Source organism: Bacillus sp. ZY-1-1 (genome assembly GCF_003047165.1).
Classification (GTDB): Bacteria; Bacillota; Bacilli; order Bacillales; family Bacillaceae; genus Bacillus; species Bacillus velezensis.
The window spans coordinates 566,931-588,614 of record NZ_CP027061.1 but is presented as its reverse complement, the minus strand read 5'-3'; the positions used below and the strand labels follow the sequence as shown (position 1 = coordinate 588,614).

22 protein-coding genes are annotated in these 21,684 nt (G+C 49.6%); 4 read left to right on the top strand and 18 right to left on the bottom strand.

Annotated features, from left to right (window positions below; genetic code table 11):
• Positions 1 to 2: 2 nt before the first annotated feature.
• The 9 genes from C5I45_RS03025 to C5I45_RS02985 form a co-directional block, all read right to left on the bottom strand.
• Positions 3 to 1,772 (bottom strand): ABC transporter ATP-binding protein, encoded by a 1,770-nt coding sequence (locus tag C5I45_RS03025; RefSeq protein ID WP_003151474.1) that lies wholly within the window; start codon positions 1,770 to 1,772, stop codon positions 3 to 5.
• Between the two features lie 212 nt (positions 1,773 to 1,984).
• Positions 1,985 to 2,605, bottom strand: a complete 621-nt coding sequence (gene hisIE, locus C5I45_RS03020; RefSeq protein WP_014305903.1) for a bifunctional phosphoribosyl-AMP cyclohydrolase/phosphoribosyl-ATP diphosphatase HisIE — start codon at positions 2,603 to 2,605, stop codon at positions 1,985 to 1,987.
• Positions 2,602 to 3,360: an imidazole glycerol phosphate synthase subunit HisF gene (hisF, locus tag C5I45_RS03015; protein WP_014305904.1), complete on the bottom strand. Its 759-nt coding sequence runs from the start codon at positions 3,358 to 3,360 to the stop codon at positions 2,602 to 2,604. The genes hisIE and hisF overlap by 4 nt, the downstream gene beginning before the upstream one ends.
• A complete protein-coding gene (gene hisA, locus C5I45_RS03010; RefSeq protein WP_025853525.1) occupies positions 3,357 to 4,094 on the bottom strand; it encodes a 1-(5-phosphoribosyl)-5-[(5-phosphoribosylamino)methylideneamino]imidazole-4-carboxamide isomerase in 738 nt (245 codons plus the stop codon). The genes hisF and hisA overlap by 4 nt, the downstream gene beginning before the upstream one ends.
• Entirely contained in the window at positions 4,091 to 4,729 is a 639-nt protein-coding gene (hisH, locus tag C5I45_RS03005) for an imidazole glycerol phosphate synthase subunit HisH (RefSeq protein WP_107994217.1), read from the bottom strand. Before hisH ends, hisA begins: the two co-directional genes overlap by 4 nt.
• Positions 4,730 to 5,314, bottom strand: a complete 585-nt coding sequence (gene hisB / locus C5I45_RS03000) for an imidazoleglycerol-phosphate dehydratase HisB (RefSeq protein WP_003151464.1) — start codon at positions 5,312 to 5,314, stop codon at positions 4,730 to 4,732.
• The gene (gene hisD / locus C5I45_RS02995; protein WP_014305906.1) at positions 5,280 to 6,593 is read right to left on the bottom strand and encodes a histidinol dehydrogenase; all 1,314 of its coding nucleotides are present in this window, start codon (positions 6,591 to 6,593) and stop codon (positions 5,280 to 5,282) included. Before hisD ends, hisB begins: the two co-directional genes overlap by 35 nt.
• Positions 6,590 to 7,231 carry an ATP phosphoribosyltransferase gene (hisG, locus tag C5I45_RS02990; protein ID WP_024085848.1) on the bottom strand — a complete coding sequence of 214 codons (642 nt, stop codon included), beginning with the start codon at positions 7,229 to 7,231 and terminating at the stop codon, positions 6,590 to 6,592. Before hisG ends, hisD begins: the two co-directional genes overlap by 4 nt.
• Positions 7,224 to 8,396, bottom strand: coding sequence for an ATP phosphoribosyltransferase regulatory subunit (locus C5I45_RS02985; protein WP_003151461.1), 1,173 nt, complete (start codon positions 8,394 to 8,396; stop codon positions 7,224 to 7,226). The genes hisG and C5I45_RS02985 overlap by 8 nt, the downstream gene beginning before the upstream one ends.
• A 241-nt stretch (positions 8,397 to 8,637) precedes the next feature.
• On the opposite strand from C5I45_RS02985, the gene C5I45_RS02980 reads away from it, so the two are divergent.
• A complete protein-coding gene (locus C5I45_RS02980; RefSeq protein WP_003151460.1) occupies positions 8,638 to 9,363 on the top strand; it encodes a C39 family peptidase in 726 nt (241 codons plus the stop codon).
• A gap of 16 nt (positions 9,364 to 9,379) precedes the next feature.
• Here the strand turns inward: C5I45_RS02980 and C5I45_RS02975 are convergent, their stop codons facing one another.
• From C5I45_RS02975 to hprK, 4 genes are read right to left on the bottom strand one after another with little or no spacing between them, the layout of a single operon-like run.
• A complete protein-coding gene (locus C5I45_RS02975) occupies positions 9,380 to 9,898 on the bottom strand; it encodes an acyltransferase (protein WP_003151459.1) in 519 nt (172 codons plus the stop codon).
• A 3-nt stretch (positions 9,899 to 9,901) separates the two neighbouring features.
• Positions 9,902 to 10,552: a pyrophosphatase PpaX gene (gene ppaX, locus C5I45_RS02970; protein ID WP_003151458.1), complete on the bottom strand. Its 651-nt coding sequence runs from the start codon at positions 10,550 to 10,552 to the stop codon at positions 9,902 to 9,904.
• Positions 10,553 to 10,577: 25 nt separating this feature from the next.
• Positions 10,578 to 11,393: a prolipoprotein diacylglyceryl transferase gene (gene lgt, locus C5I45_RS02965; protein ID WP_003151457.1), complete on the bottom strand. Its 816-nt coding sequence runs from the start codon at positions 11,391 to 11,393 to the stop codon at positions 10,578 to 10,580.
• A 14-nt stretch (positions 11,394 to 11,407) separates the two neighbouring features.
• Positions 11,408 to 12,340, bottom strand: a complete 933-nt coding sequence (gene hprK, locus C5I45_RS02960) for an HPr(Ser) kinase/phosphatase (protein WP_003151456.1) — start codon at positions 12,338 to 12,340, stop codon at positions 11,408 to 11,410.
• A 169-nt stretch (positions 12,341 to 12,509) separates the two neighbouring features.
• Between hprK and nagA the strand changes: the two genes are divergently transcribed.
• The 3 genes from nagA to C5I45_RS02945 are packed head-to-tail and all read left to right on the top strand — an operon-like array spanning position 12,510 to position 15,167.
• The gene (gene nagA, locus C5I45_RS02955) at positions 12,510 to 13,700 is read left to right on the top strand and encodes an N-acetylglucosamine-6-phosphate deacetylase (RefSeq protein WP_025853527.1); all 1,191 of its coding nucleotides are present in this window, start codon (positions 12,510 to 12,512) and stop codon (positions 13,698 to 13,700) included.
• The gene (nagB, locus tag C5I45_RS02950) at positions 13,697 to 14,422 is read left to right on the top strand and encodes a glucosamine-6-phosphate deaminase (protein WP_003151453.1); all 726 of its coding nucleotides are present in this window, start codon (positions 13,697 to 13,699) and stop codon (positions 14,420 to 14,422) included. Before nagA ends, nagB begins: the two co-directional genes overlap by 4 nt.
• A gap of 13 nt (positions 14,423 to 14,435) precedes the next feature.
• Positions 14,436 to 15,167 carry a GntR family transcriptional regulator gene (locus tag C5I45_RS02945; RefSeq protein ID WP_003151452.1) on the top strand — a complete coding sequence of 244 codons (732 nt, stop codon included), beginning with the start codon at positions 14,436 to 14,438 and terminating at the stop codon, positions 15,165 to 15,167.
• 144 nt (positions 15,168 to 15,311) lie between these two features.
• Here C5I45_RS02945 and C5I45_RS02940 read toward each other — a convergent pair whose 3' ends face one another.
• The 5 genes from C5I45_RS02940 to C5I45_RS02920 all read right to left on the bottom strand — a co-directional run bounded on the left by C5I45_RS02940 (position 15,312) and on the right by C5I45_RS02920 (position 21,664).
• Positions 15,312 to 15,887 carry a TetR/AcrR family transcriptional regulator gene (locus C5I45_RS02940; protein WP_014305913.1) on the bottom strand — a complete coding sequence of 192 codons (576 nt, stop codon included), beginning with the start codon at positions 15,885 to 15,887 and terminating at the stop codon, positions 15,312 to 15,314.
• A 157-nt stretch (positions 15,888 to 16,044) separates the two neighbouring features.
• A complete protein-coding gene (locus C5I45_RS02935; protein ID WP_107994216.1) occupies positions 16,045 to 19,914 on the bottom strand; it encodes a metallophosphoesterase in 3,870 nt (1,289 codons plus the stop codon).
• A 93-nt stretch (positions 19,915 to 20,007) separates the two neighbouring features.
• Positions 20,008 to 20,367, bottom strand: a complete 360-nt coding sequence (locus C5I45_RS02930; protein WP_014418984.1) for a phage holin family protein — start codon at positions 20,365 to 20,367, stop codon at positions 20,008 to 20,010.
• The gene (locus tag C5I45_RS02925) at positions 20,368 to 20,562 is read right to left on the bottom strand and encodes a PspC domain-containing protein (protein ID WP_003151448.1); all 195 of its coding nucleotides are present in this window, start codon (positions 20,560 to 20,562) and stop codon (positions 20,368 to 20,370) included. It lies immediately after the preceding gene.
• A 4-nt stretch (positions 20,563 to 20,566) separates the two neighbouring features.
• Positions 20,567 to 21,664, bottom strand: a complete 1,098-nt coding sequence (locus C5I45_RS02920) for a DUF4097 family beta strand repeat-containing protein (protein WP_003151446.1) — start codon at positions 21,662 to 21,664, stop codon at positions 20,567 to 20,569.
• Positions 21,665 to 21,684 lie beyond the last annotated feature (20 nt).

Here is a 21,684-nt window from a genome sequence, read left to right as displayed (position 1 = left end):
CTTTACACAGCTTTGTTTTCTAAGTCGGCATTCAGCTTCAGCTGCTGCTCCGCAAAATCGCGGTACAGCGAATGGGATGCCATTAATTCATGGTGTGTGCCCCGTCCGGTGATTTCACCCTGTTCGACAAAGAGAAGCTGATCTGCATCCACAACCGTGGATAAACGATGGGCGATTACAATCGTGGTGCGGCCTTCCATTAGAACTTCCAGCGCCTGCTGCACCCATTTTTCAGATTGGCTGTCCAGACTTGATGTCGCTTCATCAAGCATCAGAATGCTCGGGTTGCGAAGGAGCGCTCTGGCAATGGCGATGCGCTGGCGCTGTCCGCCTGACAGCATAATTCCCCGCTCACCGACCTCTGTTTCAAATTTCTTCGGTAAGTCTTCAATAAATTGCAGGGCGTAGGCCATGTCAGCCGCTTGCCTCAGTTCCTCATCAGTCACCTCGCGTTTTAATCCGTAGCAGATATTGTCGCGGATGGTGCCTGACATTAACGGGCTTTCTTGCGACACGTAGCCGATATGCTCCCGCCATGACTCAAGGGAATACGCATCAATCGGTTCATTTCCGAGCAGGATGCTGCCCGCAGTCGGGTTGTAGAATCGTTCAAGCAGCTTAAATAACGTTGTTTTCCCGCCGCCGCTCGGTCCGACGATCGCGGTGACTTTGCCGGCCTCAATCGTAGCCGTAATGTCTTTTAAGATGGTTTGATCTGTTTTGTAGCCGAATGAGACTTGTTCGAGCTTAATCGGCTGATCTGCGTTTTCAATGGCTTTTCCGGTTTGGATATCTTCTTCTTTTTCTGCAAGAATATGAATCATCCGTTCCGTTGCGCCGACGGATTTTTGAAGCTGTGTGAAAAATGAAGTGATCTGGCCCATCGGCATAATGATCTGAAACAAATACAGGATAAAGGCAACGAGTGCGCCGGCTGTCAATTCACCGGATGACACCTGCATCCCGCCGTACCCGATGACAGCGACCAGCGCCGCCATTAATACAAGTGTAATAAGCGGGCCTACGAGCGACTGCACCTTCGCTTCACGCAGCCCGAGTTTAAAGAGCGCCATGATGCCTGCTTTTCCGCGTCCGTATTCCGCTTCTTCAGCGTTTGACGCTTTTACAAGCCTGATTTCCGGGAGGATGTGGTTTAATAATCCGGTGAATCTCGCCGTTTCATCCTGTGTTTCCCGAGAAATTTTAAACATTTTCCGGCCGATCGGCACTAAAATCACCGCAGCCAGCGGCACGACGATCAGCACGAGCAATGTGAGCTTCCAGTTCATGAAAAATAAGATCGTCAGTGACCCGATAACGGAAATGATTCCGGTAATAAATCCGCTGATATTGTTTGTGATCAGCTCTTTTACCACCATTGTGTCATTGGTGACACGGCTGATCGTTTCTCCCGTGGCGTTTTTGTCAAAATAAGAGACGGGCAGTTTAATTAATTTCTGCCACAACAAATCACGCAGTCCCGAGATGATTTTCTGGCCGCTGTAGTTCAGGGCGTAGGTGGCGTAGGCGCTTAATGCGGCCTGTACGATAAACACGGCTGCGATGATTCCGATTTGCACGCCTGACAGCGACGACACGGAAAAGCCGTCAACGAGCTGCTTTGTCAACAGCGGAATCAGCAGGCTGACGAGCGTTGTCACAATACTGAGAGACAGCGCGAAGGCCAGCATACCGTATGATGGTTTTGTTTTTTTGACTAATGAAAAGAATGAGCTGAATTTCCCTTTTGGTTTTGGTTGTTTATTCGGCATATGTTTTCCTCCTATATCACTGTTTATACTATAACGGATGTGCATGAACGGAATATGAACAAAACGTATATTTTTGATAAAAACCAAAATAAACTCTATTAGTCAATATTATCAAATTCATCTGCCTTCGGTTGCGGAAATAAGGAATATTTTATTGAATGTTTAAGTTTGACAGAATAAAAACCTCACGGATCTCTCCGTGAGGTTTGTTTTTACTCAGATGCTGAATGGCGTTTCGCAAGGACGTCAAGCACGTCATCCAAAGGAAGCGACTGCTCACGCAGAAGAACGAGCAAATGATACAGCAAATCCGCCGCTTCCCATTTTAATTCTTCATGGTCGCGGTTTTTTGCGGCGATAATAACCTCTGCGGCTTCCTCGCCGACTTTTTTGAGGATTTTATCGACGCCTTCCCGAAACAGGTACGTTGTGTAGGCTCCGTCAGGCATCTCCGCCTGCCGTTTGGCGATCACGCTTTCCAGTTCATTTAAGATGCCGAAACGATCCTGCGCGTCTGCTTTTTCCGTGGAAAAACAGCTGTAGCTTCCCTTATGGCATGCGGGTCCTGAGGGCTCCGCAAGCACGACAAGGGCATCTTGATCGCAATCATAGCGGATGGCTTTCACCTTTTGGGTATTCCCCGATGTCGCTCCTTTATGCCACAGCTCCCCGCGTGAACGGCTGTAAAACCAGGTTTCTTTCGTTTCTATCGTTTTTTCATAGGATTCTCGGTTCATATAAGCCAGTGTCAGCACTTCTTTGCTTGCCGCATCCTGTATGATGGCGGGTATCAGTCCGGCCTCGTCAAACCGCAGTTCATCTGCCTGTTTCATCTCACATTCACCCCGTGTTTCTTCATATAATCTTTCACTTCTTTTATAGATGTCTCTTTGTAATGGAAAATAGAAGCTGCAAGCGCGGCGTCCGCTTCACCGACTGTGAAGGCTTCAAGCATATGGCGCGCGCTGCCGGCTCCCCCTGACGCAATGACGGGCACCGGGACGGCACGTGAGACAAGCTGTGTGAGCGTATGATTAAAGCCTGTTTTTTCACCGTCTGCGTCCATGCTTGTCAGCAGGATTTCACCCGCTCCCCGGCTGACGGCTTCTTTTGCCCAGGCCGTGACTTCCCGCTCGGTTTTCTGTCTGCCGCCGTGCGTGTACACTTTATAGCAATCCGAATCTTCGTCATACTTTGCATCAATCGCCGCTACGATGCATTGCGAGCCGAAAAACTCAGCTCCTTCCGTAATCAGCTCGGGACGGAGAACGGCCGCTGTATTAACGGATACCTTGTCAGCGCCGGCGCGAAGCATTCGTTTCATATCGCTTAATTGATTGATTCCGCCGCCGACCGTAAACGGAATCGCCAGTTTTGCCGCAACTTGCTCTACGACGTCTGTCATCGTCTTGCGGCCTTCGTGAGAGGCGGAAATGTCGAGAAAAACAAGTTCGTCAGCGCCCTCCCTGTCGTAGGCTTCGGCCAGCTCGACAGGATCGCCCGCATCTTTCAGCCCGAGAAATTGAATGCCCTTGACGACGCGTCCTTCTTTCACATCGAGACACGGAATGATTCGTTTCGTGATCATGCGTCCTTCACCCCGCTGAGCGCTTCAGCCAATGAAAATTGTTTTGTATACAGCGCTTTTCCGATAATCGCTCCCGATACGCCGGCGTCTTTGAAGCGGGCCAGTGCTTTGAGATCGGCGACTGAGCTGACTCCGCCTGAAGCAATGACGTCTTTTCCCGTTGCTTTTGCGAGCTGAACGGTACTTTCGATGTTCGGTCCTGACAGCATGCCGTCAGTTGCAATATCCGTGAAAATGAAGGTTTCCGCTCCTTCGGCCGCCAATTCACGGCCCAGATCGGCCGCCCTTACCGAGGATGTTTCCAGCCAGCCTTCCGTCGAGACATAACCGTTTCTTGCATCAAGGCCGATCGCGATTTTGCCGCCGTATTGTTTCAGCATGCTCTTCACAAATGCCGGATCGGAAACGGCCGAGCTGCCGAGAATGACGCGATCAACGCCTTGTGATAAATAACCGTACACATCCGCTTCAGAACGGATACCGCCGCCGATCTCGACTTTGACATCAAGCTGCCGCGCAATGTCAAGAACATGCCTGTCGTTTACTTTCCTGCCTGCTTTCGCGCCGTCAAGGTCCACGAGATGAATCCATTCGGCGCCTTCTTGTGCAAATTGCGCCGCCATGTCTAAAGGAGAGTCACCGTATATCGTTTCCTTGCCGTAATCGCCTTGGATGAGGCGGACGCATTTGCCGTTTCTCATATCGATTGCCGGATATAATGTAAAAGCGTTCATTTCTTCACCTTCTGTTCCGCTGCCATTTTTGTAAATTGTGTTAAGATCGCCATTCCGGCTGTACCGCTTTTTTCCGGATGAAACTGTGCACCGAAAACATTGCGTTTCCCGACGACAGCCGGAACACGAACGCCGTACTCAGCGCTTGCCAGAAGATCGCCGTCTTCCATCCCGTCTATATAATAGGAATGGACAAAGTAAACGAAGCCTTCTTCCGCTTCCGAAAGCAAAGGAGACGTTTGGTGAAACGTCAGCCGGTTCCAGCCCATATGCGGCACCTTCAGCTTGTTTCCTTCGGCATCTCTGTCTTTGAGTCTCACAGCTTTTCCGGCTAATAAACCAAGTCCTTTTGCAGAGCCGTTTTCGGCGCTCTCTTCGAAAATGAGCTGCATGCCGAGGCAGATGCCGAGGAGCAGCTTACCCTCGTCAACCATACGGTGTATGAATTGATCAAGCTTCGTGCTGCGTAAATTGTCCATGGCGTCACTGAATGATCCGACACCTGGAAGAATAAAAGCATCCGCTTTTTCAAGCTCTTCCGGCCGGTCTGATACGATATACGGGACGCCGACGCGTTCCAGCGCTTTCGACACGCTGAATAAATTGCCCATACCGTAATCAATTACACCGATCATTTACAGCATTCCTTTCGTAGACGGCACACCCTTGACGCGCGGATCAATGGATGACGCTTCATCAAGCGCTCTGCCAAGCGCCTTAAATACAGCTTCTATCATATGATGGGTATTCGTGCCGTAATGAACGATGACGTGCAGATTCATTCTCGCTTCGAGCGCCAGTTTCCATAGGAATTCATGTACCAGCTCGGTATCAAACGTTCCGACTTTCGCTTGCGGAAATGCAGCGCGCATCTCAAGGTGCGGCCGGTTGCTCAGGTCTACGGCGACTTGGGCGAGCGCTTCGTCCATGGGCACAAGCGCTGATCCGTACCGTTTGATCCCTTTTTTATCACCGAGCGCCTCCAAAAAAGCCTGCCCTAAACAGATGCCGATATCTTCAGTCGTATGGTGATCATCTATCTCCGTATCGCCTTTTGCGTCAACCGTTAAATTGAATTGCCCGTGCTTTGTGAACAAATCAAGCATATGAGTCATAAACGGCACATCCGTGCTGATGTCGGCTTTTCCTTCTCCGTCTATTTCGAAAGCCAGCCTTATATCCGTCTCATTTGTTGTTCTGGCGCGTTCCGCTTTTCTCATCGGTCATTCCTCCGTTTCTCGCTTCAATCGATCTTGCGTGCGCTTCAAGCCCTTCCAGTCTCGCGAAGGCGGAAATGCTGTCCGCGTGCGTTTCAAATGCCTTCCGGCTGTAAGAGATGATGCTCGATTTCTTTTGAAAATCTGTTACATTCAGCGGGCTTGAAAACCGCGCCGTTCCGTTTGTCGGCAAAACGTGATTCGGTCCGGCAAAATAATCGCCGACCGGTTCAGCGCTGTATCGTCCTAAGAAAATCGCCCCCGCGTGTCTGATGCTTCCAAGCAAAGCCTCCGGCGAATGCGTCATGATTTCTAAATGCTCGGGCGCCAGCTCATTCACCGTGTCCACCGCATCTTCCATCGATTCCGTAATATAAATGCGGCCGTGATCCCTGATCGACGCTTCGGCTATTTCTTTGCGCGGCAGGGTCTGAAGCTGTTTATTCACCTCATCTGATACCGCTTCGGCAAGCTTCTGTGAATCGGTGACAAGCACGCTTGAACTGAGCATATCGTGTTCGGCCTGTGAAAGCAGGTCAGCGGCGACTTCTTTGGGCACCGCCGTATCGTCTGCCAGGACCACGATTTCACTTGGCCCGGCAATCATGTCAATATCCACAACGCCGAAGACTTCGCGCTTCGCGAGTGCTACAAATATATTTCCGGGGCCCGTGATCTTATCAACAGGCTGTATCGTTTCCGTTCCGTAAGCGAGCGCGGCAATCGCCTGCGCGCCTCCCGCTTTGTAAATTTCTTTTATGCCGAGCTCAGAGGCCGCCGCCAGAACGCCCGGCGAAAGGCGGCCGTCTTTTCCCGGAGGACTGACGAGAACGATCCGTTCCACTCCCGCAGCGAGCGCGGGGATGACATTCATTAAAACGGAAGACGGATAAGCGGCCGTCCCGCCCGGCACGTATACGCCCGCGGAATCGAGCGCCGTTATTTTCTGTCCGAGCATCGAGCCGTCTTTGCGATGGTAAAACCAAGAGGATTGCAGCTGGCGCTCGTGATATTCTTTAATATTGGCAATCGCCTGTCTGATCACTTCCAGCAGCTGATCATCAAGCAGACGGTATGCCTCGGTGATTTCCTCTGCGCTCACGGCCATTTGGTTCAGGCTGATGCCGTCAAATGTTTTTGTATAGGCCAAAACGGCTTTGTCACCGTTTTGTCTGACGTCTTCAATAATCCCCCTGACGGTTTTCCGCTGCTCTTCGGTTCCGCTGTCGATGGAACGCTTCAGTGAAAACCGCTCGCTTCTTTTTACTGCGGTTATGTTCATTTTGCCGTTTCTCCTTCCACAACCCGTGCCAGCCTGGCCGCCATTTCGTCGATTACATCATCCTTCATGCGGTAGCTGACCGGATTGACGATAAAACGCGATGTGATGTCACAAATATGTTCTGATTCAACGAGACCGTTTTCCTTTAATGTCTGCCCGGTTGATACGATATCTACGATTCTGTCAGCAAGCCCGATTAAAGGGGCCAATTCAATGGAACCGTTCAGCTTAATGATTTCCACCTGCTCGCCCTGCTCTCTGAAATAACTCGACGCAACATTCGGATATTTCGTCGCAATCCTCGGTGCGACTCCGTTCCAATCCGCCCCGGGAAGCCCCGCAACGGCGAGATAGCATTTGCTGATTTTCAGATCGAGCACCTCATACACGTCACGCTCTTCCTCAAGCATGACATCCTTTCCGGCAATACCGGCATCAGCGACGCCATGCTCGACATAAGTCGTAACATCCATCGGCTTTGCCAGAATAAAGCGGAGATTTTCTTCTGGAACGTCAATGATCAGTTTTCTCGATTCTTCAAACTCCTCGGGCAGCCTGTATCCGGCCTGCCGCAGCAACCCGGCCGCTTCTTCGAATATCCGTCCTTTTGGCATTGCCATTGTGAGTACCTTACCCATTCCTCTCTTCCTTTCTGGCACCGATAAAGTATGTGACGTTTGCGAATGATTTTGTCATATGATCGATATTTTCAATGCCCGCCAGATCCTGCAGGACGACTTTTCTGCCTCTCGCCCTTTCTTCCTCCGCGAATAAAATGGCCTGGGCCCGCTGCTCCTTGCTGAAAATCACGGCGTCCGCTTCACTTGTTTCTTCCTGAATGCCGAGCGCTTCAATCAGCCTGTCGATACGGAGCCCGAAGCCCGTGGCGGGAGCGGGACTGCCGAAATGGCCGAGGAGATTGTTATAGCGTCCGCCGCTTCCGATGACGAAACCGACATTTGCCGCGTACACTTCGAATAAAATTCCCGTGTAATAACTCATATGGCTTACCATATTCAGATCAAGGCGAATATGCTCGGCACATCCGTAATCCTCAAGAATGTCCCACAGGTCTTCCAGCTCCTGAATTAAGCTTTGTCCGGAGATTCCGATGATCTCCTCCGCCTTCGCGCAAATCTCTTTCCCGCCTCGCAATTCCAAAAGTGCGAGCAGCCGGCTTTTGTCTATTGAAGAAAGCGGAAGCGATTTGACATGTTCCCTGTATCCCACGTAATTCTTTTCAAAGAGAAAGCGCCGCAGAACATCCGCCCGCTCGGCATTGCCCAAAACCTCGACAAACAGCTCATCAGCGAGTCCGGCATGGCCGATCGCGATTTTAAACCGGTGCAATCCCGCGTTTTTCAAAGCGCCGGCCGCCAGCGCAATCACCTCGGCGTCCGCGCTTGTTGATCCGTCGCCGATCAGCTCCGCGCCGACCTGTTCGAATTCGGCCGGACGTCCGCCTTCCCGCTCCTGAGCGCGATAGACGCTTGCCGCGTACCCCGCTCTGAGCGGATGATTGTGTTTGTGCAGCTTAGATGCCGCCACCCTGGCAATCGGTCCGGTCATGTCGGGCCGAAGCACAAGCGTTTTTCCGTCCTGATCGAGAAGCTTAAACAGCTGCTGTTCTTCAATGGCTGACTGGACGCCTACTGTTTCATAGAATTCAAGGGTCGGCGTCTCCATAAACTGATAACCCCATTTATCAATTAAATCCGTCAGTGTGGAACGGACTTTTTTCTTTGCTTCGTATAAACCGGGCAGCGTATCTCTCATGCCATGCGGTTTCTCAAACATAAACATTTGCCTTTTACACCTCCGCTTTATCTGAAGGAAAATTCCGAATCCTTTAGTTCGCTAATATGATAATATGTTAGCAGATAAAAGAATGGATTGCAACGCCCAATGTCCGCCTATTCTTTTCCATAAACATGGCTAAAGAATGAACAAACCTGTAAACATATCGGAACGATCGAATCATATTGAGCAGAAGTGCTATAATACATAGAACAGCTTCATCAGAAACAAGGGAGAATAATTGATAATGAAGACGCTTGGAACATTATGTGTGCTGATCCTGACAGCCATCCTTGTCTATCTGGGATATAACATCTATACAAACGATATTCATTTAAATTTTTTCAATCAGCAGTCCGACGAGCCTGATGAGAAAACACCGTTAAAAGGGAGCGCGTCACCGCTGAATGTCGTTCTGTACAGACAGATGGATTCTCCCAGACTGTACAATGGCTGTGAGGTGACCAGCCTTGCCATGATTTTGAACAATGCCGGATATCATGTGTCAAAAAATACATTGGCGGATAAAATCAATAAAGTTCCGCTCACATACAGCAGCGGGCTGAAGGGAGATCCGAATGAAGGATTTGCCGGAGATATGGAAAACGGCCCGGGTTTAGGCGTTTATCATGAGCCGATTGATAAACTTGCCAAAGAATATGCGGGAAACAAAGTATACGATCTTACGGGAAAAGACATTTCTTCAGTGTACCGCCAGCTTGAAAAAGGGCGGCCGGTCTGGGTGATTACCACCACATCCTTTAAGCCGGTTGATCATATGCAGACTTGGGATACGCCGAACGGAAAGATCGACATTACGTTCAGCATGCATAGCGTAGCCGTAACCGGTTATGATCACGATTATGTATACGTTAATGATCCTTACGGCTATAAAAACAGAAAAACAGACCGGTCTGACTTTGAAAAAGCCTGGAAGCAGATGGGCAGCCAGGCCATTGTGATCAAGTCATAAAAAAACCCCGCTGACGTTAATCTGCGGGGTTTTCCATTTGTTTTTTCATTTCTTCGTCCGTATAAATCACCTGCATCGGATTTCCTCCGACAAACGCCCCGGCCGGGACATCTTTGTGCACCAGCGTGCCGGCTGATACAACGGCTCCGCTCCCGATGGTGACGCCGGGCAGAATGGTTGTGTTTGCCCCGATCATCACCTCGTCACCGATTGTGACAAAACCGGTCCGGTACTCATGTATTAAATATTCATGAGCCAAAATCGTCGTATTGTAGCCGATAATGCTGTTTTTTCCGACAGTGATTTTTTCGGGAAACATGATATCCGGCATCACCATCAGCGCGAATGACGTCTGTTTTCCGACATTCATTTTCAAAAAGGTTCGGTACAGCCAGTTTTTCACGCTTAAAAACGGCGTATACCTTGCAATCTGAATGATGATGAAATTTTTCATCACCTTCAGGAAGGGAACCGTCTGATAAACATGCCACAATGAATTTGCACCTGCAACCGGATGGCGGTCTGTTTTTCTCACGGATTACTTCACTCCGGTGATGTGCAATAAATCACTCATTTTCTCGAGCATATAATCGGGTTCATAGGCGGAAAGCGTCTGTGCGCCTTTAATCGTCCACGCGACGCCGGCTGTTTTCGTGCCGGCGTTTTTTCCCGCCATGACATCGTGATAATTGTCACCGACCATGATGGCTTCCGACGGATCGCACCCAAGCCGGCTGAGCGCAAGCCGCACAGGCTCGGGGTCAGGCTTCGGGTGCTTTACATCATCAAGCGTGACGACAGTATCGAAAAACGCCCCGATGCCTGTCAGCTTCAATCCCATATTGACTGTATCCCTCAGCTTAGTAGTGACAATACCAAGCTGATAGCCCGCTTTTTTCAATTCATCCAGCGTTTCATAAACCGTTTCGTACTCCGTGACGAGCTCATCGTGCTTTTCATGGTTGAATGCTCTGTACATGCTGATCATGTCATCGCACTTTTCGGCATTAATGCCTGAAAACGTTTCGTACAGAGGCGGGCCGATAAACGGAAGCACATCTTCCCTTTTAAACTGCCCCGGGCAATAATGATCAAGCGTATGAAGGTAAGAAGCGATAATCAGTTCATTCGTGTCAATCAGCGTGCCGTCGAGATCGAATAAAATGGCGGTTACATGTTTATCAGTCATCTTATGTCCTTTCCGATTTCAGTCGTCAGTCCGTGTCAGCATACCGCTTATCGGCATACCCCTTCATGCGTCTGAAAATCATTAAAATAATCGCAAGTACAATCAGCACAATGGAAATGACCTGCGCGATCCGAAGCTGGCTCGTAAGCATCAGGCTGTCCGTCCGCATTCCCTCAATAAAGTATCTGCCGATTGAATACCAGATCACATACGTCAAAAACAGATTGCCCCTGCGCAGGTTCACGCGGCGGAGCAGAAGCAGAATCACGACGCCCGCAAAACTCCACAGCGATTCATACAAAAACGTCGGGTGATAATATTGTCCGTCTATGTACATCTGATTAATGATGAAATCCGGAAGATGCAGACTTTCCAAAAATGACCGGCTGACCGCTCCACCGTGAGCCTCCTGGTTGATAAAGTTCCCCCAGCGTCCGATGGCCTGTCCGAGCAGAATACTCGGCGCGGCAATATCCGCCAGCTTCCAGAATGAGATGCCTCTTACTTTTGAAAAGACAATTCCCGTTGCGATCGCGCCGATTAATCCGCCGTGAATCGCAATGCCGCCTTTCCAAGTTTTAATGATTTCCCCGGGGTGTTCCGAGTAATAGCTCCACTCGAAAAGCACATAATATGCCCTTGCGCAAATGATTGCGATCGGGATGGCGAAAAGAACAAGATCAATAAAAATGTCCTTTTTCAGCCCCCGCTTTTCACTCTCCCTCATGGCCATCCAAAGCCCTAATAACGCGCCCGCGCCGATAATGATGCCGTACCAGTGCACGGATAAAGGCCCGAGCTGCAAGGCAATCGGATTGATCGGTGTTCCAGCTTCATTCATATTATTGCCAACTCCTATTCGTCTTGTTCGCCGTCCTCAATGACATCCGCCAGCTTATTCGTGAATTGTTCGGCAGCATTTAAGCCCATCCGCTTCAATCTGAAGTTCATCGCCGCAACTTCGATAATAACGGCGAGATTCCGCCCCGGGCGGACGGGAATGGTCAGTTTTGTAATTTCCGTATCAATGATTTTCATTTTTTCTTCTTCAAGTCCGAGACGGTCGTATTGCTTTCCTTGCTCCCAAAGCTCAAGGTCCATGACGATTGTAATTCTTTTATTGCTTCTGACGGCGCCCGCCCCGAACAGCGTCATGACATTTATAATGCCGAGCCCCCTGATTTCGAGCAGATGCTCAATCAGATCAGGCGCGTTCCCGACAAGGGTATCCTGATCCTCCTGCCGGATTTCAACGCAGTCATCCGCGACAAGACGATGGCCTCGTTTGACAAGCTCCAGCGCCGTTTCACTTTTACCGACGCCGCTTTTTCCCGTAATGAGCACGCCGACGCCGTATATATCCACAAGCACGCCGTGAATGGCCGTTGTCGGCGCGAGACGGCTTTCAAGAAAATTCGTCAGCCTGCTTGACAGCCTGGTTGTTTTCAGAGGGGATCTGAGCACAGGCACGCCGTTTTGCTCGGAAGCTTCTACAAGCTCCGGCGGGATCGGCATATCTCTGGAAAGTATGATAGCCGGCGTCACATCGGTGCACAGCGATTTCATCCGCTGTTTCTTATCTTCCTCGGGAAGCTGATCGAAAAATGACAGCTCCGTTTTTCCTAAAAGCTGCACCCGTTCTCTCGGGTAATATGTAAAATAACCGGCGATTTCAATACCGGGCCGTGATAAATCACTCATCGTAATCGGGCGGTTAATCCCTTCTTCTCCGCTGATTAATTCTAAATGGAACTGTTCCATTACGTCTTTGGTCCGAACCTTTGCCAAGATATGTTCCTCCTGTTCTGGGATGTTCCGAGCTTTGAACAGTTATATTTTATCACTTTACCGTCTGAACCAAAACAGATTTATACAATTCCGGCATAACTGGTCTAGATAACTAGTCTGAAAAGGAGTAAAATAAAACTAACAACTAACCAGAAAGGCGTGTTTTAAAGTGGCTGAAAGCTTGTTAATCAGCGGTGCGGACATCGTAACAGAAAAAGAAATCATCCGAAACGGTTTTCTCGGTATAAAGGACGGCATCATTTCTTACGCGGGAAAAACAAGGCCGCAAGAAACGTATGAGAAGGAATGGAAGGCGCCCGAGGGCTCGTATGCGCTTCCCGGAATGATTGATATCCATATTCACGGCGGATACGGCGCGGATACGATGGATGCCGATGTTGCGGCTCTTGATACACTGTCCGCCCGGCTGCCCGAAGAAGGAACAACCGCTTTTTTAGCGACAACGATCACACAGCAGCACGAAAACATTGAAAAAGCGCTCATCAACGCCAAAAAATGGGCGTATTCCTCACCGGAGACCCAAAAAGGCGCTGAGTTGATCGGCATTCATTTAGAAGGACCGTTTGTCTCTCCGAAAAAGGCGGGAGCACAGCCGAAACAATGGATTACTCCTGCTGATGCCGGGCTCTTTCAGAAATGGGAGCGGCTCTCGGGAGGGCTGATCAAAATCGTGACGCTTGCGCCGGAAGAAGATCCTGATTTCAGCCTGATCCGTTATTTAAAAAACCAAAACATCATCCCCTCAATGGGACACACAGACGCAGGAGCCGAGCTTTTACAAAAAGCGGCGGATGCCGGGGCGGTGCATATGACGCACCTCTTTAACGCCATGAGCTCCTTTCATCACCGTGAGCCGGGGGGCATCGGTACGGCTCTCGCCTGCGGCCGCATCACGGCGGAGCTGATCACTGACGGCATTCATTCTCATCCTCTGGCTGTTAAGCTTGCCTATTTGGCGAAAGGAAGCCAAAACCTGATCATGATTACAGACTCCATGCGGGCAAAAGGGCTTAAGGACGGAGAATACGAATTCGGCGGACAAAAAGTCACCGTTCGCGGGGACACGGCGCTTCTCTCTGACGGGACGCTGGCCGGTTCCATTTTAAAAATGAATGAAGGCGCGGCGCTCATGCGCAGGTTTACAAACTGCTCATGGCTGGATATAGCAAATATGACATCGGCAAATGCGGCCCGCCGCCTCGGCATATTCGACCGTAAAGGAAGCATCGCCGAAGGAAAAGACGCCGACGTTGTTCTGACGGACGGACAGTGCGGCGTGCTGGCCACGATTTGCCGCGGAAACACCGCATATATCTCAAGGGAGGCTGATTGGACATGAACGTTATCACATGCAGACATTATGAAGAATTAAGTGAAAAAGCCGCAGCGATTATCGCTGAAACAGTGAAACAAAAGCCGGATGCCGTTCTCGGCCTTGCGACGGGAGGCACTCCTGAAGGCGTATACAAAGAACTTGTGCGGATGCACCGCTCAGAAGGCTTGTCGTTCCGGAATGTCACGACGATCAACCTTGATGAATACGCCGGGCTTTCTCCCGAGGACAAAAACAGCTATCATTATTATATGAATACACATTTTTTTGCACATATCGACAGCCGAAAGGACCGCCACTTTCTCCCTGACGGACGGGCAGACGATCTTGATGCCGAATGCGGGCGCTATGACCGATTGATTCAAACACTCGGCGGAGCGGATATACAGCTTTTAGGCATCGGACACAACGGCCATATCGGCTTTAATGAACCCGGGACGCCATTTGAATCCCGAACCCATGTTGTTGAGCTGAATGAAGAGACAAGACAGGCGAATGCGCGGTACTTTCCGTCAATCGATCAAGTCCCTGAAAAAGCCCTGACAATGGGGATCGGGACGATTTTGTCCGGCAAACGGATTCTGATCATGGCATCCGGAAAAAGCAAGGCCCAAGCGGTGAAGCAGCTTCTGGACGGGCGCGTCAGCGAAGCATTCCCCGCCTCCGCCCTGCACGCGCATCCGGATGTGACGGTCTTGATTGATGAAAAGGCTGCGGGCGGCGATTGAAAGGATTTGACCTATGCAGATTGATAAACAATCTCCGATTCCGATTTACTTTCAGATTATGGAACAATTAAAAACACAAATCAAAAACGGCGAGCTGAAAGCGGATGCGCTGCTTCCGTCGGAGCGGGAATACGCCGAACAATTCGGCATCAGCCGCATGACGGTGCGCCAGGCGCTTTCCAATTTGGTGAATGAAGGATTTTTATACAGACAGAAAGGCCGGGGAACGTTCGTCAGCAAACTGAAGATGGAACAGCCGCTTCAAGGGCTGACAAGCTTCACCGAAGATATGAGAAGCCGGGGCATGAAGCCGGGGAGCAGACTTGCCGAATACCAGCTGATTCAGGCGACGGAAGAATTATCTTCTATCCTGGGATGCGGCTATCCGGCAACGCTTCATAAAATCATCCGCGTCCGGCTGGCAAATGATATCCCGATGGCGATTGAGGCGTCGTATATCCCGTTTGACAAGGCGGGAAAATTGGATGCCTCCCATTTTCAATCATCCATGTATGAGCATATTGAAGCGTACAATCAGATGCCGATCTCACGGGCAAAACAAGAGCTTGAACCGGGAACCGCTTCCGAGGAAGAAGCTGAGCTGCTCGGTATCCAGCCCGGCGCCCCCGTCCTCTATATCAAGCGGACCACTTATCTGCAGGACGGCACTGCCTTTGAGCACGTCAAATCCGCCTACAGAGGAGACCGCTACACATTCGTGCATTATATGGACAGGGTGAAATGAAACATCTCCAACCGTTACGGGTTGGAGATGTTTTTTTGATCTGCCATTTTCAAATCAAGCCGGTGAATGTTCTCTATGACTCTGTCAAAAAGAAGAGGCTGGGGTCCCGGTATCTATTTTTATAAAGAAAAGAGTAATAAAATGCTATCCTCTGTTTTGGACAATATACGGAACCTGCTTTGAAATCAGCAGCAGCGGTTCTTTGTTTTTATGAGCCAATGAAAACATGATTGCGCCTTCAATCATCGAGTTGATTGTCATCCCAAGCTTCTCCGCTTCCTCTTGTTCAAACCCATGCTCAAGAAATTTTGCCGCAAACACATCCGTCCACTTCTTGAACACCTCAACACATGTGCATCTTAACGTTTCATTGATCAGAGCGGTCTCACCCGCCAGCAATCCAACCGGCACGCCCTCAATATTCTGCGGATCATTAAACTGTTCAGCCGTTACATGAATAAAGTGCTGAATCGCTTCTACAGGGTCCGCGGATTGAGACATACTATTCTGTATCTGCTTTTCAACGCATCTTCCCGTATATTTGATCGCCGCAATGGCGAGTTCTTCTTTTCCGTTTGGAAAGTGATGATACACTGACCCTCTGGGTGCTCCGCTCTCTTTTATAATTTGATTCAAACCAGTCGCATGGTATCCCTGAATCTGAAAAAGATATGCAGAGGTTTGAATAATTCTTTCTTTTGTCCCGGTTTTACTGTTCATTATGTTTCCTCCTGCATATTACGAAAACCAATCGATTTTAGTATAGAAAAGGGACATAAAAAAGTCAAAAACACTTAGTATCGCCATGCATGTTACAGAAAAAAACCTGCTGACCGTCAGATTTTCTTCTGACCGATCGGCAGGCTGTATGTTTTTGCTATGGGTTTGAGGCATGCCTGAAATCAAACTGATCCGGAGCCGGGTGATACGGCGTATTTCCCGTTTTGAACATCCACAGCGGTGATATTGTTTTGCCGTTGTACGGGTCCTTCACGACGGTGTACCAGTAATAAACGGAATCAGGCTGCAGGCCGTCCCAGACCCAATTTGCGGTTTTTCCGCTTTTTACGTGTTTTTTATGACCGAGCAGTTCGTTCGTATAAACGTTGCATTCAAAATAATCAGTCGCTACCCGTTTCCTCTTCGGCTGTAAATCCATTTCTGCTGAGAATTCGTCTTTATCAGCGAACAGATCGGTGTCATAGTAATTGATGTCATCCGTGTACGGCGAGTAGGAGAACATGTGAACCTGATTGGCGGCCTGATCAAATTGCATTATGCGCATAAAGCCCTGTCCCCCTTCCGGACCGTCCTGGTAGTCGGTCAGAATTTGGTGGACGAGGCGGTCCGGTTTTCCGTCTCCGTCATCGTCAAGCGCATCGGTTTTTTTCATGGCGTTATGGTAATGGCCGCTTAATACCATCGCCACATTGCGATTCGGCTTGACGATTTTTCGATAGATCGTCTCCCCGATCGGGCTTCGATTTCCGCTCACAAGCAAGTACTCATGAAAGCATAAGATGGCGGTTCGGTCCGGATACCTCTTCAGCACTTGATTGATCCAGTCAATCTCTTGTTCCGTAATGCCCCAGCCCATATAAATCATAATAAAATCGTTCCCGCTTGCCGACAGCAGATCATAATGCCCGCGGTTATTTTTGTATGATCCGCCGTAATGCATGTTCTGTTCAAACCGGCGGCTCCCGAAGAAATCCCCGAAGGTTCGGTATGTACCGTCTTTATGGCCGACGTCGTGATTGCCGGCAAGCACTCCGTACGGAATCCCCGCCTTGTCAAGCGTCCGCATGGAGTGATCGGCGTTTTTCCACTGTTTCATCACCATTGAATCATCGACAATATCACCGGTATGAAAGACATATTTAATATTGTGCTTTTCCTTATTTTCTTTGATCCACTCCGTCATTTTGTCAAAAATGTGCGGGTGCCCTTGTGCGTAATACTGTGTATCCGACATCCAGACAAACGTGTAATTGCCTTTCGCCGGTATTTGATCCTGCACGATGACATTCATTTTTGAGTTCTTCACCACATCCGCTGCGGAAACGGCGGCTTTTAATGTAAACGGCTTTTTATCTTTGGCAAGGACGCTGTCCGCCTCCTGCCAGCGGCTTGTCCGGTAATTCCAAATATACATGGTTACCTTTCGGCCGGGCAGAGAGCTTCCTTTCCAGACCGCCTCGGCCAGATCCGTTTCGTCGATAGACGGGTCAACGGAGACTTCGAACCGGTGATAAGGAAAACGCTCCATACTTTCCGCCGAAACGGTTTTTCCGTCATTTGCCGAGATACGGTTCATTTCCGGCAGGGTAAACGGCATTTCATTTTCTTTTATGCCCTTCGGCGGTTCCGTTAATGAGGCGTGTTTATACACTTTCACGCTGCCCGGATTCCGCGCGGTATAACGGAAGCCGCGATAAAATGATACATTCATGTCATCCTTCGTCGGGTCTTTTACCCGGACGGACAGCTTTGCTTTGCGGGCGCCGATTTTTTGACCGGCAAGCTCCGGCTGGTTCGGCTCCTCCCGTTTGATATGGAAGGTGCGGACGGACGTTGTTTCATTTCCGGCAAGGTCTGCCGCAATGATAGTAAGGGTGTGCTTTCCGGGCTTGAGATCGGCTGATGACGTGTGATGCGGGAGCGTAATGCTTTCTCCGTCCAAAAACGCTTTCACCTCTTCCACTTTGCTCCATTTATCACGGATGTCCGCATTCAGCTCAACATTACCTTTCAGCGCCGCTCCTTCTTTAATACCCGGGACAATCTTCGGCCCCGAATTGTCCACCCTCACAGATTGGCTCAGCTGCTCCTCACCGTCACTGACAAAAATATGGTGATAGCCTTCCGAAAGCTTCGCCGTGTTCCACAGCAGCAGCCGTGACGTAAACAAATGATCCGGCAGGCTGAATGAGAAGGTCTTCTGCTGATTCGCCCGCTTGCCGTCACCGATAAACAGCTGCTCGGACGGGTCCGTCTTCCCGTCTTTGATCACCGTTCCGTCCGAAAGCACCAGACGGGCATGTTTCACGACAAAATCATCCCGATTCTCTCCCGTGTCATACGGAGAAACCTTTGAGCCCGAACGGATGGATACTTTCTGTGTTTTGCCCCCTTTTAGCAGCAGACGTTCCGGAAGCAGAACCGAGTGCGTTCTGTAGCGGTGAGACGGATCGTCAAAAATGTGCAGCACCTCGTTTTCCATCATGACGGTGTTTTGAAAATAAAGATTCGTTTTCCGGGCATCGAAGGCGAAATAGACCTCTTTTTCCAGCGCCGGCCGGGTCTCCTGCCGCTTGCCGTCAATCCACAGCTTGATCTCATCGGCGCTGACGTCGGAAGTCGCTTTGAGCAGATAGGTGCCGGATATCGTATCTTCCGGTTCAACATTCATTCTGAGTCCGTGTGATTTGCTCGTCTGTTCAATGTCAATCATCTTGACGGGCGTTTTTGCTTCATTTTCTCCATCACTGGCTGCGATATAATACTCAAGCTGATCCTGGCCGAGCAGTTCCGGGGAATAAAGAATGTGATGGTATAAGCTGTCGTTGCGGTCTTTTTCGGCCAGAATTCGTTTGAATGGTTTTTTCTCATTGGTCCGGTAATAAAACGCGGCTGTTTTGACAAGGTTTTTGTCTTTTATGTCAGCCTTTAATTCAATGCTTTCAGCGGGCCGGACGGGCTTTCTGTCTGTAAGGTCTTCGATGACCGGTTTTTCCTTGTCCGGTTTGATCACCCTTTTCTGCTGCGGAATCTGCGCCTGAAAAACGGAGCCCGGTGACGGCTTATGCTCGCTCGTGGAGATCTTCAGCAATTCTCCCGTTCCGTTCAGCGGATATTTGTACAGCAAAGAAGTCAGCCGGCGGAAAGCGTGTTTCCGGTATTGCGCTGAGGCGATATCCTTGCCGGTATTTGCCGACAGCACGACCGTACGCGGGCGGCCGTTGGACATTCCGTCTGTCCCTTCGATGACGGAGAGATGTTCTCCTTCCTTCAGACGTGTCCCGTAATAGCGGTTGAAATCATCTATCGTCAGTTCTGATGCGGCGCGTCTCAGCCAAAACACGTAAGTCCCGCCTGACGGAATGACGGTATCTTCTTTCGGCCTCCATATCATATCTGATTCCGGCCCTTCCTTCGGATAGCGGTAGCGGATATGATAGTCTTTAAAATGAATGGGCCTGTCCGTCGTGTTATACACCTCGATAAATTCATAGGCATCAGCGCCGTCTTCATTTTTCGTATCAACCGCAAGCTCCGTAATCATCAGCTCGGGAATATGATTCAAATCGGCTTGATAGCCGTCCAGCTTCAGCCGCTTTTTCTCCGATTCCGCCCGCTGTCTGCCGTTGGTGAAAACGAGGTAATATTCCAATTCTCCATTCCAGATATCCCGTTTTGAAACCTGGGCCGTAAAAAGCCGGATTGCGCCTGGCGCGGGCTCCATCGGCACCATCTTAAACCCCAGCTCATTGCTTTGTTTATAAAAAAGAAACGCCGAAAACGCTTGATAGTCAGCATTCCGTACATGAGCCTGTATGAACAGGTTTCTTTTCATTTCCGCCTTTACTTCGATTTGGGGAGGATTCTCCAGAAGCGGTATGTAATGAGGCGGCTGTCCGAATTCCTGCTGATTCACGGGGATCGCCGATTCTTTGCGCGCCGCATCCGCAGAAGGACTCACACAAAGCAAACCAATCAGAAAAAAGAGCGTCATCACAAGTTTCATCTCATTACCTCCCTATGCATTATGTTGCGTCAGGAGGCTGCCGCTTATGTAAACCGCACATAAAAAAGCTGCCCTCTCGGGACAGCTTGTTTTTTATCCTTTTCTAAGCGGCTCCAATATGCCTTTTTGGATCAGCAAGTGGAAAACGGACAGCACGACGGATGCCCAAATGGCGGTGCCGAACCCGTCAATCTGAAAGCTGTCTCCCATCAAGGCTGCGGTCATCATTAACGTAATAGCGTTGATGACAAACAGAAAGAGGCCGAGGGTCACAACCGTGACAGGCAATGTCAATATGACGATGATCGGTTTGATCAGCACATTTAACACAGAAAGAATCACACTGGCGATGACAGCCGCTCCGATACTGCTGATATGGACGGAATCAAAATATCCCGCGATAACGATTAATAATAAAGCATTTACTAAAATGCTGACTGCCCATTTGATCATTTATTTCAAATCTCCTTCTAAAGGTACAACAAAACACCAGATAATATATACAATCGGCACGATTCCGCTCGTGACAAGCGCTAATACAACGGTGATAATGCGCAAAAGCGACGCATCCATATTGATGTACTCCGCCAAACCGCCGACGACGCCGGCGATTTTACGGTTTTTTTCTGAACGGTAAAGTCTTTTCATCCAATCACCTCTGAGTATGCTTGAGCTTAATGGCTCCTGTTAACGATTCTGAGAAAATCGAGAGATGCTGATCATGGCCTTGATTTGATGCCAGCATCAGTTCTTTTTGAATGGTATCATTCTTTTCCTTTAAAATTTCCGCATCAATCAGCTCATGGCTGAGAGAGCCGAGATTGCTTTTGAGCTCCGCTTTCACCGCCGAATCATCAGGCAGGGCTATCTCCACGTTTCCGGTCGTCGTTTTCGTGTAGATGGAGCGGCAGTGCGGCGCTGTCACGGTAAGCATGATATTGCCGTTAAAGCTTTGAACGTCAATGGATTCACTCGATCCGCGCAAATCAATCAAGCCGTTGATCGTTTCCGCTTCAATCGCGCCGCATTGATGTCCGGCCAGCTTGATTTGTCCGTTAGCCGTTTCCGCCGACGCTTTCTCAGCCGTCAAATGAGAGAATGACAGAACGCCGTTTGTTGTTTTCGCCGAGAATTCTTTTACATGTAAATGTTCCCCTCTGATCGGTCCGTTAAACAGCTTCACTCTTATCTTATCGTACTCTTTCTGGGGAACATAAAGCGTAACATTGGTTTTCATCGTTTTCTTTTCCGTGCGGACAAAAAACTTATTGCCCTTCACTTCACACTCAATATGCTGAAGAAATGCGGTGCGCGCCGCCTCCTGACTGTCCGCCCGGTACACTTTCGCCTGGCACTCCGCTCTGATATCTTCATCCGCCCACGGCACGATATTGACGCTGCCGTTTGCAATCTGCATATCAATGGCCGAGAATTCACTGTCTTTAAATTGAAAAATATGCTGCACTTCGTGTGCGTGGCCGAAATTCAGATCAAGATCCGCTTCCTTCACTTTTTTGACGGCAGAATCAATCCAGTCGAACAGCTTCGCCCCGAGCGACGGCTTTTGGCTTCCTTTTGCACCGCTTTCGAAATCTTCCGCAGGTTCCTGAACCTCCGCAGATAACGCGGTGATCTGATCTTCTTTTTCTTTATATTCATGATCCAGTTTTTCAATGAGCGTCAGTGCTTCCTGCGCCGTCAGCATGCCGTCTTCCACAAGCTTTAAAATCCGTTCTTTCTCCTGTTTCATACAAAACTCCTCCCCCGACT